The 13,471-nt window shown below is 55.8% G+C and carries 14 protein-coding genes; 8 read left to right on the forward strand and 6 right to left on the reverse strand.

The window, feature by feature from the left end:
* The first annotated feature begins 29 nt into the window (after positions 1 to 29).
* A complete protein-coding gene (rplL, locus tag HMPREF2958_RS07370; protein WP_004005325.1) occupies positions 30 to 407 on the forward strand; it encodes a 50S ribosomal protein L7/L12 in 378 nt (125 codons plus the stop codon).
* Between the two features lie 325 nt (positions 408 to 732).
* The gene (locus HMPREF2958_RS07375; RefSeq protein WP_070697551.1) at positions 733 to 2,268 is read left to right on the forward strand and encodes a glycoside hydrolase family 32 protein; all 1,536 of its coding nucleotides are present in this window, start codon (positions 733 to 735) and stop codon (positions 2,266 to 2,268) included.
* A gap of 430 nt (positions 2,269 to 2,698) precedes the next feature.
* Here the strand turns inward: HMPREF2958_RS07375 and HMPREF2958_RS07380 are convergent, their stop codons facing one another.
* Positions 2,699 to 3,052, reverse strand: a complete 354-nt coding sequence (locus tag HMPREF2958_RS07380) for a hypothetical protein (RefSeq protein WP_070449073.1) — start codon at positions 3,050 to 3,052, stop codon at positions 2,699 to 2,701.
* A gap of 144 nt (positions 3,053 to 3,196) precedes the next feature.
* Between HMPREF2958_RS07380 and HMPREF2958_RS07385 the strand changes: the two genes are divergently transcribed.
* Positions 3,197 to 3,574, forward strand: coding sequence for a PTS sugar transporter subunit IIA (locus tag HMPREF2958_RS07385; protein ID WP_256370925.1), 378 nt, complete (start codon positions 3,197 to 3,199; stop codon positions 3,572 to 3,574).
* A gap of 304 nt (positions 3,575 to 3,878) precedes the next feature.
* Positions 3,879 to 4,583 carry a GNAT family N-acetyltransferase gene (locus tag HMPREF2958_RS07390; protein WP_013397644.1) on the forward strand — a complete coding sequence of 235 codons (705 nt, stop codon included), beginning with the start codon at positions 3,879 to 3,881 and terminating at the stop codon, positions 4,581 to 4,583.
* A gap of 161 nt (positions 4,584 to 4,744) precedes the next feature.
* Here HMPREF2958_RS07390 and HMPREF2958_RS07395 read toward each other — a convergent pair whose 3' ends face one another.
* From HMPREF2958_RS07395 to moaA, 5 genes are all read right to left on the reverse strand, one after another.
* Positions 4,745 to 5,767, reverse strand: coding sequence for a LacI family DNA-binding transcriptional regulator (locus HMPREF2958_RS07395; RefSeq protein ID WP_070449068.1), 1,023 nt, complete (start codon positions 5,765 to 5,767; stop codon positions 4,745 to 4,747).
* 183 nt (positions 5,768 to 5,950) lie between these two features.
* Entirely contained in the window at positions 5,951 to 7,219 is a 1,269-nt protein-coding gene (locus HMPREF2958_RS07400) for a molybdopterin molybdotransferase MoeA (protein ID WP_070697553.1), read from the reverse strand.
* A gap of 27 nt (positions 7,220 to 7,246) precedes the next feature.
* Positions 7,247 to 7,936: a molybdenum cofactor guanylyltransferase gene (locus HMPREF2958_RS07405; RefSeq protein ID WP_246828077.1), complete on the reverse strand. Its 690-nt coding sequence runs from the start codon at positions 7,934 to 7,936 to the stop codon at positions 7,247 to 7,249.
* Positions 7,937 to 8,043: 107 nt separating this feature from the next.
* Positions 8,044 to 8,310 (reverse strand): MoaD/ThiS family protein, encoded by a 267-nt coding sequence (locus HMPREF2958_RS07410; RefSeq protein ID WP_070697554.1) that lies wholly within the window; start codon positions 8,308 to 8,310, stop codon positions 8,044 to 8,046.
* A 3-nt stretch (positions 8,311 to 8,313) separates the two neighbouring features.
* The gene (gene moaA / locus HMPREF2958_RS07415) at positions 8,314 to 9,537 is read right to left on the reverse strand and encodes a GTP 3',8-cyclase MoaA (protein WP_070449065.1); all 1,224 of its coding nucleotides are present in this window, start codon (positions 9,535 to 9,537) and stop codon (positions 8,314 to 8,316) included.
* A 180-nt stretch (positions 9,538 to 9,717) separates the two neighbouring features.
* On the opposite strand from moaA, the gene modA reads away from it, so the two are divergent.
* The 4 genes from modA to moaC all read left to right on the forward strand — a co-directional run bounded on the left by modA (position 9,718) and on the right by moaC (position 13,444).
* A complete protein-coding gene (modA, locus tag HMPREF2958_RS07420) occupies positions 9,718 to 10,539 on the forward strand; it encodes a molybdate ABC transporter substrate-binding protein (protein WP_070697555.1) in 822 nt (273 codons plus the stop codon).
* 107 nt (positions 10,540 to 10,646) lie between these two features.
* Positions 10,647 to 11,483: a molybdate ABC transporter permease subunit gene (locus tag HMPREF2958_RS07425; RefSeq protein ID WP_246828079.1), complete on the forward strand. Its 837-nt coding sequence runs from the start codon at positions 10,647 to 10,649 to the stop codon at positions 11,481 to 11,483.
* Positions 11,484 to 11,513: 30 nt separating this feature from the next.
* Positions 11,514 to 12,893, forward strand: coding sequence for a molybdopterin molybdotransferase MoeA (locus HMPREF2958_RS07430; protein ID WP_070697556.1), 1,380 nt, complete (start codon positions 11,514 to 11,516; stop codon positions 12,891 to 12,893).
* 44 nt (positions 12,894 to 12,937) lie between these two features.
* Positions 12,938 to 13,444, forward strand: coding sequence for a cyclic pyranopterin monophosphate synthase MoaC (moaC, locus tag HMPREF2958_RS07435; RefSeq protein ID WP_004005310.1), 507 nt, complete (start codon positions 12,938 to 12,940; stop codon positions 13,442 to 13,444).
* Positions 13,445 to 13,471 lie beyond the last annotated feature (27 nt).

Raw genomic sequence — 13,471 nt, forward strand, 5'->3', positions numbered from 1 at the left:
ACCCGCACCTGATAGTGAAGGAGCCACACATGGCTAAGCTGTCCATCGAAGAACTCATTGCAGCTTTCAAGGAACTGTCCCTCGTAGAGGTTTCTGAGTTCGTTAAGGCATTTGAGGAAGAGTTCGACGTTACCGCTGCAGCTCCCGTTGCAGTTGTAGCAGGCGGCGCTGGCGGCGGCGACGCTGCTGAAGAGAAGTCCGAATTCGACGTTATCCTCGAATCCGCTGGCGACAAGAAGATCGCCGTGATTAAGGAAGTTCGTGCTCTGACCTCCCTCGGCCTGAAGGAAGCAAAGGACCTCGTTGACGGCGCACCCAAGCCCATCCTCGAAGGTGCTTCCAAGGAAGACGCTGAGAAGGCTAAGGAGCAGCTTGAGGGCGCAGGCGCAACCGTTACCCTCAAGTAATCGATTTCTTCTCGATTCTTATTACGCTGGGCGGCGCATCCACCACGGATGCGCCGCCCAGCGGCTTTTAACCCTAAAACATGAAACGTGTTCGTGTTGTTCTTACAATACGCAGGAAGGAATCTAACCCCGGAGAAACCTTTAAACTGTACGCCAGCTGTGGCGATGCTGAGTCTGCCTGTACATCGGACAATAAAAGGCGCATGACCCTAGGGAAGGCGTTCATAGGCTGGTATGATAAACGCTTGAACCCCCACGCAGAGGTATATTGCCAACAGCCGGGGGAGCAGAGCACAGATATCTGAGAGTTGAAAAGATCGAGACCATGAGCCCGAAGAAAACCAAGACCTCAAAGAACGCATCGAAAGCACGCCCCGAACGAGACCTAGCCCTTGAGGCACAAGACGTTCTGGATACCTTCGGCGCTGCTGTTCGATCTGACCGCGACTATCCGGCGCTGCATTTAGCGCCTCCGGTAGGAAGACTGAATGACCCCAACGGACTGGTCTATGACGGGCACAATTACCACGCCTTCTACCAGTACTCGCCGCTTCACCCCGAACGCAAAGTGTACTGGCGCCACGCCGTGAGCACCAACCTCGTAGACTGGAAAGACGTGGGGACCGCGCTGGTTCCGAATACCCGCTACGACTCCCACGGATGCTACTCGGGCTCGGGTATTCGCGTGAAGGGCGGTTTCGAGTTCTTCTACACGGGCAACGTCAAAGACTCTAAGAATAAGCGTGAAGCTTACCAGATTCTTGCCACCGCAGGTAAAGATGCGAGCCCCGTTCGCCAGCTTCCGCCGCTTATTTCTGGTCCTCACGATGGTTACACGGCTCATTATCGTGACCCTCACGTATTTGAGCGTGACGGAAAATGGTGGATGGTCATCGGCGCGCAGCGCAAAGATAAGACCGGTGCCGTGGTCGTGTACACTTCGAAAGATCGCCGCGACTGGAAATTCAAGGGCGAGCTGGGCATCAAGGCTAAAGAACTTGAGAAATGCTACATGTTCGAGTGTCCTTCTCTGCTGCAGCTGCGTGACGAAGTTACCGGCGAGATGCGGGATGTGCTCATCTTCAGCCCGCAGGGTTTGAAGCCGATGGGGGAGAAGTACCTCAACATCTACCAGAGCGGTTATATTGTGGGTAAGTTCAACCCTAAAACCCTCAAATTCAAGGTAGAAACCCCCTTTACCGAGCTGGATGCGGGCTTCGAATTCTACGCCCCGCAGACTATCTCGGGCACCGGAATCTCAGCGGCTCAGGATGCGCCCCACGACGAAACCGTGATGATCGCCTGGTTCGGCAATGCCGAGCAGGACGACCAGCCGTCCTGGTCGAAACGCTGGGTGCATATGATGACCTTCCCCCGCGAACTGCACTTGCGCGATGGTAAGCTCTATCAGCATCCCGTGCCTCAGCTTGACGACGCCATGCCGCTTCAGCCAATCGAGCCAGACGAGAAAGGTAAGCTCAAAGAGCTTAAGGATGCGCGCGTCTTCCGCCTGCGTGGCCGCGTGAACGTTGCCGATGAACGCGTGAAAATCAAGATTAAGGATACGCACGGCGTGGCGCTGAGTATCGTACTGGATCAGGATTTCGTGCAGATGGATCGCGGCGGAACCCGCTACACCGAGGGAGGCAGCCTGCGCCGCCGTACCCTCAAACGTGCTAAGACCCGCCAGTTCGAGCTGCTCGTCGATGGCTCGGCTGCCGAACTCTTCGTGGGCGGTAAGCTTGCGGCTTCGCTGGGTGCAGAGGTATTTAGTGCCCGCACCTTCTTCAAAGGTGAGAAACGCCGTGTTCGTCTGACCGGCGGGAAGGTTCTTTCGCTTGAGTATGCCCGAAAAAACTAGCCCCATTAGGGAGTTTCATAAGTAGAAAAAATATATTGTGCAGGAGCCTGGGATTTCATGGTCCCAGGCTCCTATCTTCGGGTACACTGCATACTAACATGTCAAGCGATTGACATATCACGAAACGGTGATTTTTCACCGCCTTTAACACAGACAGCACCTTGGGGTGCCAATCCAAAGGAGAGTAGCGTGGACCACAAATTAGTGGCAGAGCGCGTGCTGCAGGATGTCGGAGGCGTGGACAACATCCGCGCGGCGGCTGCGGCGGCTCCTTTTGGGCTGCTAGCACTTTACTCCTGCGATCATCCTCAAAGCAAAGGTAGCAAAAACATGTGAATTGGATTTGGAACATCCAAAACAAGGAGGGTTAATGTATTAGGAAGTAACTTCCTAATACATTAACCCTCCTTTATTATCCGTATTCTAACTCTTACATGTGTCCAGAACCATCTCCTGCGAACACATACTCACACCTAAAATTAGTGGTGAAGCCAACATTGTCTACTTGGTTAGTCACGACATGCTGATCAAAGGTGATATTGTACACACCTAATCGATTAATGTTTCCGTATTTTTCTTCGCATGCTTTACGGCCAGGACCTATAATCTGTTGCCAATCTGGTCCTTCAAGAAGCTCCCGACCGCTATAGATTTCAGTAATGTCGGAGTAAATGCGCCATGGTGGAGTGTAAGTTACTGCATTAGCAGACGGTATGCCCCCTAAAATAGAGGCTACTGACAATCCAGCGATTAAAGTAAAACTCTTGAGATTTACGCGAGCCATGGTACCTCCTAAGGTGGAATATCCTTACCTAAAACCCAAGCTATATAAGATAAGTTCTTCGCGCAATATTTTTGATAGTATTACAAGATATTAATTGTGCTTGAAAAGTAAAATATTTAATTTACCTATGTATTTTGTCTATTTATAAATGACCAGAAATACCTTGTGGCGCCCGCCGACGGTAAGATTACTGTGGCATTTCCCACCGGTCACGCCTACGGCATGCGCACCGAAGAGGGGCTGGATCTGCTCATGCATATCGGTATGGATACCGTCGAGCTGGACGGCAAGCACTTTACCCCCAAGGTTGCCAAGGGCGATACCGTCAAACGCGGCGATGTTCTCGCCGAGTTCGATATTCCCGCCATCAAGGATGCCGGGTATGTGCTGGTGACTCCGTTGGTCATTACCAACGCGAAGAAACTCACCACCGCTGTACGTGATGCACAGACTTCGGGTGCCTCTGTTGCTGCCGGTGACAACCTGCTTCAGGTTGGCCTCAAAGAGAAAACTTCGGCATAGATTTCACTGAGCGAGACATAAATTTACGCTCAGAGGTGCATAAAGTACGTGGCACCCCATCACGAAAATCTCTGATGGGGTGCCACGTTTTTCGTTGTGGTGACAATGGTTTCGCAGAATTCCGCGTTACATTGAACGGGGTGTGACGCTGTAGGGAAATGTGTCGTACCTCCTTGTTCGCTTCTGGTGAGTTAGATAACGTTATATATGTCAGTGTTTTCTGCATAAAAATGCAGAGATTGAGAGGGGATGAGAACCCAACCCAGCCGATAGCTAGTACCCAACCACATGAAAGGTGATCATCATGAATACCACCCCGTACACCGTCCGCCAAGCTCGTCCAGAAGAAGTATCGCAGGTTCTTGATACGCTCACCGAGGCGTTCCTGAACGACCCCTATATGTACAAGGTCTTGGGCGAAAAACCGCAGGAAGATAAACTGCGCGCACGCTTTGAAGTCCAGCTCGAAGGCACCTATATGCCTCGCGGATGTGTAGACGTCGCCGTTGATCTCGACGGAAAGATTTTGGGTACTGCCCTGTGGCTTTCCCCCGAAAATCAGCAGACCGATGTCAAACAAGAGCTTCGAGATAACGCGAAGTTCATGAGGATCTTGGGACCGCGTACTATGCGGCATGTGATGGCTGAGAATCGTGAACTGCACAAGTACCGTCCGAAGTTTAAGCACTGGTATCTGCACACGATTGCGGTACGAAAGGCAGCTCAGGGTCTTGGAGTTGGAACGGAGCTCCTGCGCCACGCAATTGACCGTTTTGACGGTACCGCCGCATATTTGGAGGCATCCACCCCGCGCAGCGCCGCTCTGTACGAGCGTCTTGGGTTCATTCCTATGGGCACCTTCGCCTCGGGAGACCCCTATATGGGCATGCTGTACCCCATGAATCTTGAAACCGCTCAGGATGATGAGCACAGCGTATCTGTCCGTGAAGAAGACTCTCACGACGAGGGACATTTCATGATGCGGGAGCTCGTCGGCTCCTCCTCATAGAACGTACCCAATTCATCGCCGCGTGTCTTGAGCGCTCGCAATTCTAACGTTGCGAGGGTTCAAGACACGTATTTTTATCTGAAATATTTGAGAGGAAATACCTTAAAGCTTGAGCGGTCGTTTGGGCATATTAAACACGTGATACGGCGTATGCACAACACTCAATCTCGTGCAGACCGCACCGTGCCGCCCAACCGCAGGGTTACCGGCAGAATATCCTCACCGCCCCTAGCATCTGCGGGTTCTGCATCTTCCTCGGTCTCGGCTGCGATCGCCTCCGTTAAACGCTGAACGGCACGCTCGGCAAGAGCATCAATCGGTTGCACCACGCTCGCAAGTTCGGGCAGAAGTGTGTGAACCGTATCCGTACCGTCAAAACCTATAACCTGAAATTCCTCGGGCACCTGCACCCGGCGGCTCTGAGCCCAAGCCAAGGCGAGCGACGCATAGGTATCATTCGATGCGAAAACCGCCTCAACGGGTTGGGTGCCGCGACGCGCATCAAGATATTTGTACAGCATGTTGCGCTGATGCTCCGCTGACTCGTGAAACCCAAGCTCCAGAAAATCCGGCGACAGCCCGGCGGCGGTGAGCGCATCCGCATAACCTCTCTGCCGTAAATTCTGTTCACCTAGGGTCGAGGTAATGTGCAGTATACGTCGCGCCCCAGTGCCGATCAGATGCTCGGTCGCTTGCCGTGCCCCCGCATAATTATCGGAACGAATATTGGGGTAAGGGCCGGTTTCGGGGCGATCGATAGCCACCAGCGGCGCCTGTACCTGAGGAAGCTGCGCGACGGCCTGCGAATGAGAGCCGGTAATAATTCCGTCCACCTGGTGGGCAAAAAGCATATCTAAATAACGGTGCTCAAGCTCTGGTTGCTCATCGCTATTGCACAGAATCACCCGGTAACCCGCGTTCGCCAAACGCGACTCCAAACGGTACACCATTTCCCCATAAAAAGGATGCGCCACGGTCGGAAAAATAAGCCCGATAATATGCGAACGCCGCTCCTGAAGCGAACGGGCAATGGCATTAGGACGGTAGCCTAGCTCGCGGATAGCCGCAAAAACCTTGTCACGAGTCTTCTGGCTCAAATAGCCGCGGTTATTCAACACTCGCGAGACTGTCGTGGGCGAAACCCCGGCACGGGCGGCGACATCGCCGAGTTTGGGCTGTGCCATAGCGCGTCCTTTCGCGTGTCAGATAATCTCCCAACACTATACAGCCTCCCGGATGCACCGAGAACCCTGTGCGAGCCCGTGTTTACAGTACGGCATATCTTCCCTCATGCGGCAAGTTTTTTTACTGAGCGGGGTTCCGGGGTACTTAGGTAATCCGGCCTGTACAGCAGAACGATGTGCGGGCTAGAAAACAGGCACGAGAATTGCGTGCGTGCCCGCCCTCTGTCCGGTCGCATCCACGAGAGCAAAGTGGGTCGCCTGAGCCAGCCCTGAAAGCATATGAGAGGCTAGAGCGTCCAGAGGATACGCCTTACCTTCAGAAACCCGCACCGGCATGAGACGATGCTGAGAACGCTTGCGCAGAGGCGGAATATCCGTAGCGAGTTCGGCCCGATCAAGCGCCGGAATCGGCAGACCGCGCAGCCCCGCCAGGATTACGGGAAGATACGAATATAACGCCGTATACGCTGCCAACGGGTTACCGGGAAGGCCCAGCACCAAACGCTCTTGTCCCGCATTCATGCCCTCTTCGGGGGCGGGAATCTTCGCCGCCAACGCTGGATGCCCCGGTCGCACCCGCACCGACTCGAAAATATACTCGGCACCAATATCGGTAAGCGTCTGCCGCACCATGTCTATCCCGGATGTGCTCGACCCACCCGTAAAAATCAGGATGCGTGCCGTCGAGGTCGTCACAAAGGTGTGGAATTCTTCGGCGATATCCGCAAGCCGCGCGGAAGGACGCACCTCGCACCCGGCCGCTGCGAGAGAGACCTCCAGAAAACCGCCGAACGCATCCCGAACCTGGCCGGGAGAGGGCATACCAAAGGTAATAACCTCGTTCCCCGTGAAAGCACACCGCACCGGAACGTTCTTAAGCACGGGAAGCTCGTCAAAACCGTTGACTCCCAAGAATGCCGCGCGCTGCGCCGTCATAAGATCGCCGCGAGAGCTTAGAATCGCGCCGGGAGAAAGCTCCGCGCCCGCATAGCGGATATCCGTTCCGGGTTCCGGGGCCGTGTAACCCTCCGCCATGTCAAGATAGTGAATTCCTGAACCGAGCGCACCGGCACCCTCGTACCGGTGGGAATGCTCCTCACGCACAATCGCCTCGGTCCCCTCGGGCAGAAGCCCACCCGTGAGAATCGGGGTTGCCTCCCCAGCGGTAATGGGCACCGCCAGACGGTGAACGTTTGTGCGCGCATCCTCGGGGTAATCCGGCGATACGAGACGCCAAGGCGGTGCACCGGCGACCGCATACCCGTCCATCGCCGAAGAACTATAGTGCGGCACAGGCATGCGCGCCGTCAGGTCTTCCGCCACATACCTGCCGATGGTCGCCTGCAGGGGGAGAGCCTCGATGCTCAGTGTTGGGGTGAGCGCGCTCGCGGCGGCGTGAAGCAGTTCGCGTGCTTCATGCCAGGAAACGGCGGGTGGATGGTGGTGAGACATGGAATCCTCTGCTGAAGTTGATGGTTATTAGTAGTCGAGCCAGCGTGGGGTGCTGTAGCCGAGTTCGTGCGCCTGCTCCCAGGTATCGACGTCGGCAGTATGCGCGGGATCGAGCTCGACGGCGACCGGGGCAAGACGCTTCACAAAAGAGCGCACGGAGGCGTTTGTGCTGCCCTCTGCAAAGACTTCGCGTAGGGGTGCGAACCGGTAGATGCCAATGAGCGGTTGGAAGACTCCCTCCGCTACGCCCCAATACCCCAGAGTTTCGGTCGGTGCGTCTACTGTGTGCGCGAGAAGTTTCTGCACTGCGGGCGCTATCTGCGGGGTATCTACCCCCAAAATAAGGCACCACGCGGGAGGGGCTTGTTCGCACGCCGCATAGGCTGCCGCTAGTTTTTCGAGTCCGGCATGAAGCGCCGCCGCAGGACCGGAATAGGGAGGGTCTTCGCGCGTATGCAGTGCGTCCGATGGCACCGGCAAGGTTTCGGGGCCTACGACTACGCGCAGCTGTGCCTGCCCGGCGGCATCAAGCGCGCGTTCCAAAAGAGTGTGGGAACCATTGGAAAGCCCGGCCTTCGGGGTGTGATTGAGACGCGAAGATTTACCGCCCGCCACAATAATGGCGCAGAACGCGGGAATCTGGGCGGTGCGGGTCACCGAATGCTGGGTTCGTGTACCGTTATCCGGCGCACGTAATGGGTCATGCGGTGTGTGCACAGAGGTGAGACCTTCCGGGATGATGGCAGCAAGTGTAGCGTGGTGCGCATCCTGGCGGAAAACATGAAGCAACCGCCAAAAGCGAACGACAGCCCATAAGTCTGAGTTTACCCGCCAGCAAAGGGCGGCAGAACGTCTACGCGCGCATTATCGGTGAGCACGGTATCGAGTTCGGAACGGGTACCGTCGATCAGGAACGAGCACTGGTGCATAACCTGTGCGAGCGTCATGCCGGAGGCAGTTTTCCCGGTAAACTCCCCACCCAATTTTTCGACGAGCGCACGCAGGGTCGGCTCTGCCAGGTCTGTAAGGCTCACCTGTGTCTCGGCAACGCCAGATGCGGCACGTGCGGCAGCGAAGAAATGTATCTGCACGTTTTAACCTCCGATAGCGCTCATTGAGCGGCTTGCTTGAGCGAACTCTTCAATATCGAAATCAGCGTCTTCTTTGCCGTGAGCGCGCGGTTTGAACCACATACCTTCGCGCCACCTCAAGGCAATCTCGCGGTCGCTGGCGCCCGAACGCAGCAGGTCGAGCAGGTCGGTTTCGGAATCCGAGAAGAGGCAGGAACGGATTTTGCCGTCGGCGGTCAGGCGGGTGCGGGTGCACGCTCCGCAGAATGATTCGGTGACCGAGGCGATAATACCCACACGCCCGAGCGAAGCGGTATCTTCGCGCGGGAACCCGGCACTGTCGAGGGCGGTACCCAGCGGGTAGACCTCCCAAAGCTGGGCGGGGGAGTCGCCGCGTTTTTCGGCGACTGTGCCCAGAACGAAGTGTTCGGAGAGCATCGTGCGAATCTGTGCCGCCGTAATCGTTCCTTCACGCGTCCATTTGTGATCGGCATCTAGCGGCATCTGCTCGATAAACCGCAGCTGGTAGCCGCCGTCAAGCGCCCATTGCAGAAGTTCGGGAGCCTGAGCGTCGTTGATACCGGGCATGAGCACAGCGTTAATTTTGATGGGTTTTAGACCCGCTGCTGCCGCGCCGTCAATACCTTTAAGAACCGACCCCAGCTTATCGCGGCGGGTCAACTCGGCGAAGGTTTCGGGGCAGATAGTGTCGAGTGAGACATTGATGCGGCTTAATCCAGCATCGGCGAGCGCCTGCGCACGTTTTTCAAGCCCTATGCCGTTGGTGGTGATCGCCAGCGGAATCGTGGGGTGTTCGCGGTGAATTCGCCCGATAATATCGACGAGGTCTGCGCGCACCAGGGGCTCCCCGCCGGTAAAACGAATTTCTTCGACTCCAAGTTCACGAATGGCGATGTCGGCAAGGCGTGCAATTTCAGCGGATGTTAGTAGATTATTTTTAGGCAGCCACTCCAGACCTTCGGCGGGCATGCAATAAATGCAACGAAGATTACATTTATCAATCAGCGAAATCCGCAAATCGGTGGCGATGCGCCCCCACCTATCTAAGAGCGGACCGCGGTTTGTAATATATGGGGTCTTGCGTGCGGGTTTATGTAAGGGCTTTTGGGCGTCACCAGAATTTTCGGGCGTAACAAAAGCCGTGTTCGCATCCTGCTCAGAAGCTAAGGTGCGTAACACGGGGCCCGCAATAAGCTGTGTCCGACCTGAACCGGCGGTGTATGCCATGGAATGACCTCAAAGAAAATTCGTATATTAGAGGTGACAATTAGATTATTCCATGTCTGCGGGTATGAGGATAGTGTGCGTACCTTAAGTTACATCGAGCGCAAACGTACGGCACATTATTATCGCGGCGGGAATGCACGTTATTGTGCGTCATCACACCACAGGAAAGAAACATACACTATGAAAACTTCGTTGAAGGTTGCCAGTGCCAGCGCGGCACTTTTTGCCTCTGTCGCCATGACCGGATGCGGCTCCAACTCCTCTAACACCGATGCGTCTGCCTCTGCTTCTTCGGCAGCATCCGGATCCGTGTCTGGCAAGGTTGAGGTCTATGCGGCTGCTTCCTTGCGCAATGCGGGTGTCGAGCTGAAGGAAGCGTTCGAGAAGGAAAACCCCGGCGTTGAGATCACCTACTCCTTCGAAGGTTCCTCCAAGCTGGTGCAGAAGATCGAGCAGGGCGCAAGCCCGGATCTCCTGATTACCGCCGATACCCAGAACATGGATAAGGCGGCTAAACTCGACGAATTCAAGGATGCCAAGCGCGAGGTTATCGCCACCAACAAGCTGGTACTGGTCACCGCCGAGGGTAACCCCGGCAAGATTAACTCGCTGGACGATTTGAAGAACACCGAAGGTGTTGTTGCCGTATGTAAGGTGAACGCGCCCTGCGGTACCCTGGCGGATGAAGAGCTCAAGAAACACCATATTGAGCTTAAGAACGCGACCACCGAAGGCAACGTGAGCGAAGTGACCACCAAGGTCACTACCGGTAACGCGGATGCTGGCTTCATCTATACGACCGACCTTGCCGCCGCTAAGAAAGACGGCAAGAACCTGGGTTCGGTAGACCTGCCGGACGTTCCCAGGAACGAGTACCCCGCAGCACTGACCACTAAGGGTTCTTCCTCAGACGCTGCGAAGAAGTTTAACGAATGGCTCTCTTCGGATGAAGCCCAGAAGATTCTGGCGAAGTACGACTTCGAGTCTCCTCAGGCAAACTAGAATCTTCAGTGCATAACAGCTGTCACGTAACGGTCGCCTCCTGAAAGAACCTTGCGAGATTCTTGCAGGAGGCGGCTGTGTCGCCGCAGATTCCGAAAGACGTACCCGTGAAAAAACATACTGCTTTCACTGCCGTTCCCCGTTATTTTGCCGTTCCCGCGCTCCTGGGTTTCCTGCTTATTCTGGGTCCGCTCGTGGGTTTGCTGTACAACATCCCCTGGATGCGCCTGCACGACATTATCGACAAAGAAGTTCTCGACGCCGCGCGTCTCTCGCTCACCACTGCCAGTATTTCGACGCTGATTTGCGGGCTTTTAGGCGCCCCCTTAGCGCTGGTGCTCTCTAAAGTGCTCAGCCGCTCGCGCCTGAAAAAATTTGGGGGAGTACTGTACGCGATTATTTATACGCCCGTGATCCTCTCCCCGGTGGTTTCGGGTTTGGGGCTGCTCTTCTTCTGGGGGCGTAAGGGTATGATCGGTGAGCATCTGTACCACGCGGGCATTATGATTCCCTTTACACCCACCGCAGTTATTCTTGCCCAAACTTTCGTGGCTCTGCCTTTCTTCGTGGCGACCGCCGTAACAACCCTGCAGGTTATCCCTGAAGAATACGAACAGATAGCTCGGGTGGAAGGGGCAAAATCCTCCGAAATTACATATAGGGTGCTCCTTCCCTTAGCGGCACCGGGAATTGCTACCGCTTTCCTGCTTTCCTTCGCACGAGCGCTCGGCGAATTCGGTGCCACAGTCACCTTCGCGGGTAATGTGCAGGGCAAAACCGAAACTATTCCGCTCGGTATCGAATTGGCGATCGCTGGTGGAAGCATGAGCTCCGCATTGGGCAATGCTCTCATGCTCATAAGCCTGTACGTGTGCATCTTTGGTCTGCTCGGCCTATTTTCCGTGGTGAAGAAACTGCGTGCCAAAGCCTCTTACAATAGCTAGTAGATAATTCATCACCATTTGGGAGTACAGATGCACAAGCCCCAGTTCGATGGCACCCCCAGCACCGAAGAGTATCGCGCCTATCTGGCGCTTTTACTGCGTGATACTTTTATTGGTCGCGCCGAAAACCTGCCGCTGGCGCGTGCTACCGACCGTATCCTTGCGCAGGATGTGCTGGCCAGGCTTGATGTACCGAGTTTCGATAACTCCCAGATGGATGGTTACGCCCTAACCGCCGAGGGCGCCAGCCGTGAGAACCGCATCTTTACGGTGGGGCGTGAAATTCCGGCGGGGCGGCCGCTGCAGCGTTCGCGCGCATCCGACGATTTAACCTACCCGATTATGACTGGTGCCCCCATTCCTAAGGGATATGTTGCGGTGGTGCCGGTTGAGCATTCTGAGCGCATCGAATATCCAGACTTACCCGAATCCTTCGGGCGTCCCAGCGAAAAAATTAGGCTCCCTCAGGCGCCCAAAGGGCAGTTTATACGTCGACGTGGCGAAGACGTGGTAGCTGGGCAAATTATGGCGCGCTCTGGCGAGCGCGTGACACCCGCACTGCTGGGTACACTCGCCGCGCAGGGGTATACCCGCGTGACGGTTGCCTGCGGACCGCGCGTGCTGGTGTGCACCGGCGGCGACGAGATTCGCCCCACCCTCACCGAAGACGGTGACGATACGGCTACAGAGCTTGCCTACGGCCAGATTTATGATGCTAACGGTCCCATGCTCACCTCAATGCTGGTCGAGGACGGCGCCGTGGTGCGGCGCATCTCGATCGGAGACGATCCGGAGCTTCTGATCGAGCACTTGCGGGAAGAATATGAGACTTTCGCACCGGATATTATTATCACCTCCGGCGGGATCAGCCACGGCAAATACGAGGTTGTGCGCAATGCCATCGCTATGGCACCGTCTTTGGGGCTGCCAATTCCGCTTAGTTGGTTCGGACATGTGAGCCAGCAGCCCGGCGGACCGCAGGGCGTGAACGTGCTGGATTTCAACGGGCATCGCCTGCCCATGATTTCTTTCCCTGGCAACCCCGTCAGTACCCTTATTTCCTATGTGCTGATGCTTCGCCCCTACCTGCGTGCGGGCGGACCTTACGGCACCCCGCACGAGGTGGCCTCGCGCATGGCGACTCTCGAAAATGCCCCGCGCGGCGTGCTCGTCATTGATAAACCGCTGACGGCACCGGCCAATAAACGCCAATTTTTGCGCGGTAACCTGGCGATGGTTGAATCCGAACCGGGAACCTATCGGGTGGAGCTATACCCTGATGTTTTGCCCGGATCGCATCTGCTTCATCACGCTGCGACCGCCGATGTGCTCATCGAGCTGGCGCCGGGCACCACGTACACTGGGGGAGAAACGGTGCGGTACCACCGCATCCGGCTTACGGATAACTAAACCCGGCTGAACTCTCACCCCAACACAGATCTTAAGGACATATCGTGACTGAGAAGAATCTTCACCCCGATGCGGCACAGCCAGCCCAAGACTTGACTCATGTGCGCGCCGATGGGTCGGCCCATATGGTTGATGTGACCTTGAAAGACGTCACCACACGCACGGCGCTCGCTGAGGGAACCGTGCACACTCGCGCCGATGTGATCGCCAAGATTTTTGATGCCGATTTGCCTAAGGGTGATGCCCTGCCGGTTGCGCGTGTGGCGGGTATTATGGGCGCTAAACGCACCCCGGATATTATTCCACTGTGCCACCCGTTGCCGCTGGGTAAAATTACCCTGGATTTTGAGCGTGGCGAGGACTTCGTGCGCATCGTGGCGTCGGTGAAAACCCGGGGTGTTACCGGGGTTGAGATGGAGGCGCTAACCGCTGTTTCAACCGCAGCGCTGACGATTTTCGACATGATTAAGGCGGTCGATAAATACGCCGTGATCAGCAATATTCGGGTACTAGAGAAATCCGGCGGAAAATCCGGTGACTGGGCTGTTTAGCGTTCCCCACTTTGCTATTTTGTGAAG

Origin of the sequence: Rothia sp. HMSC036D11 (assembly GCF_001814205.1) — a bacterium.
Taxonomy (GTDB): Bacteria; Actinomycetota; Actinomycetes; order Actinomycetales; family Micrococcaceae; genus Rothia; species Rothia dentocariosa.

What these genes read in the sequence shown, in the direction of transcription:
- rplL (WP_004005325.1), top strand. Translation starts at nt 30, where the DNA reads ATGGCTAAGCTGTCCATCGAAGAACTCATTGCAGCTTTCAAGGAACTG.
- HMPREF2958_RS07375 (WP_070697551.1), top strand. Translation starts at nt 733, where the DNA reads ATGAGCCCGAAGAAAACCAAGACCTCAAAGAACGCATCGAAAGCACGC.
- HMPREF2958_RS07380 (WP_070449073.1), bottom strand. Translation starts at nt 3,052, where the DNA reads ATGGCTCGCGTAAATCTCAAGAGTTTTACTTTAATCGCTGGATTGTCA.
- HMPREF2958_RS07390 (WP_013397644.1), top strand. Translation starts at nt 3,879, where the DNA reads ATGAATACCACCCCGTACACCGTCCGCCAAGCTCGTCCAGAAGAAGTA.
- HMPREF2958_RS07395 (WP_070449068.1), bottom strand. Translation starts at nt 5,767, where the DNA reads ATGGCACAGCCCAAACTCGGCGATGTCGCCGCCCGTGCCGGGGTTTCG.
- HMPREF2958_RS07400 (WP_070697553.1), bottom strand. Translation starts at nt 7,219, where the DNA reads ATGTCTCACCACCATCCACCCGCCGTTTCCTGGCATGAAGCACGCGAA.
- moaA (WP_070449065.1), bottom strand. Translation starts at nt 9,537, where the DNA reads ATGGCATACACCGCCGGTTCAGGTCGGACACAGCTTATTGCGGGCCCC.
- modA (WP_070697555.1), top strand. Translation starts at nt 9,718, where the DNA reads ATGAAAACTTCGTTGAAGGTTGCCAGTGCCAGCGCGGCACTTTTTGCC.
- HMPREF2958_RS07430 (WP_070697556.1), top strand. Translation starts at nt 11,514, where the DNA reads ATGCACAAGCCCCAGTTCGATGGCACCCCCAGCACCGAAGAGTATCGC.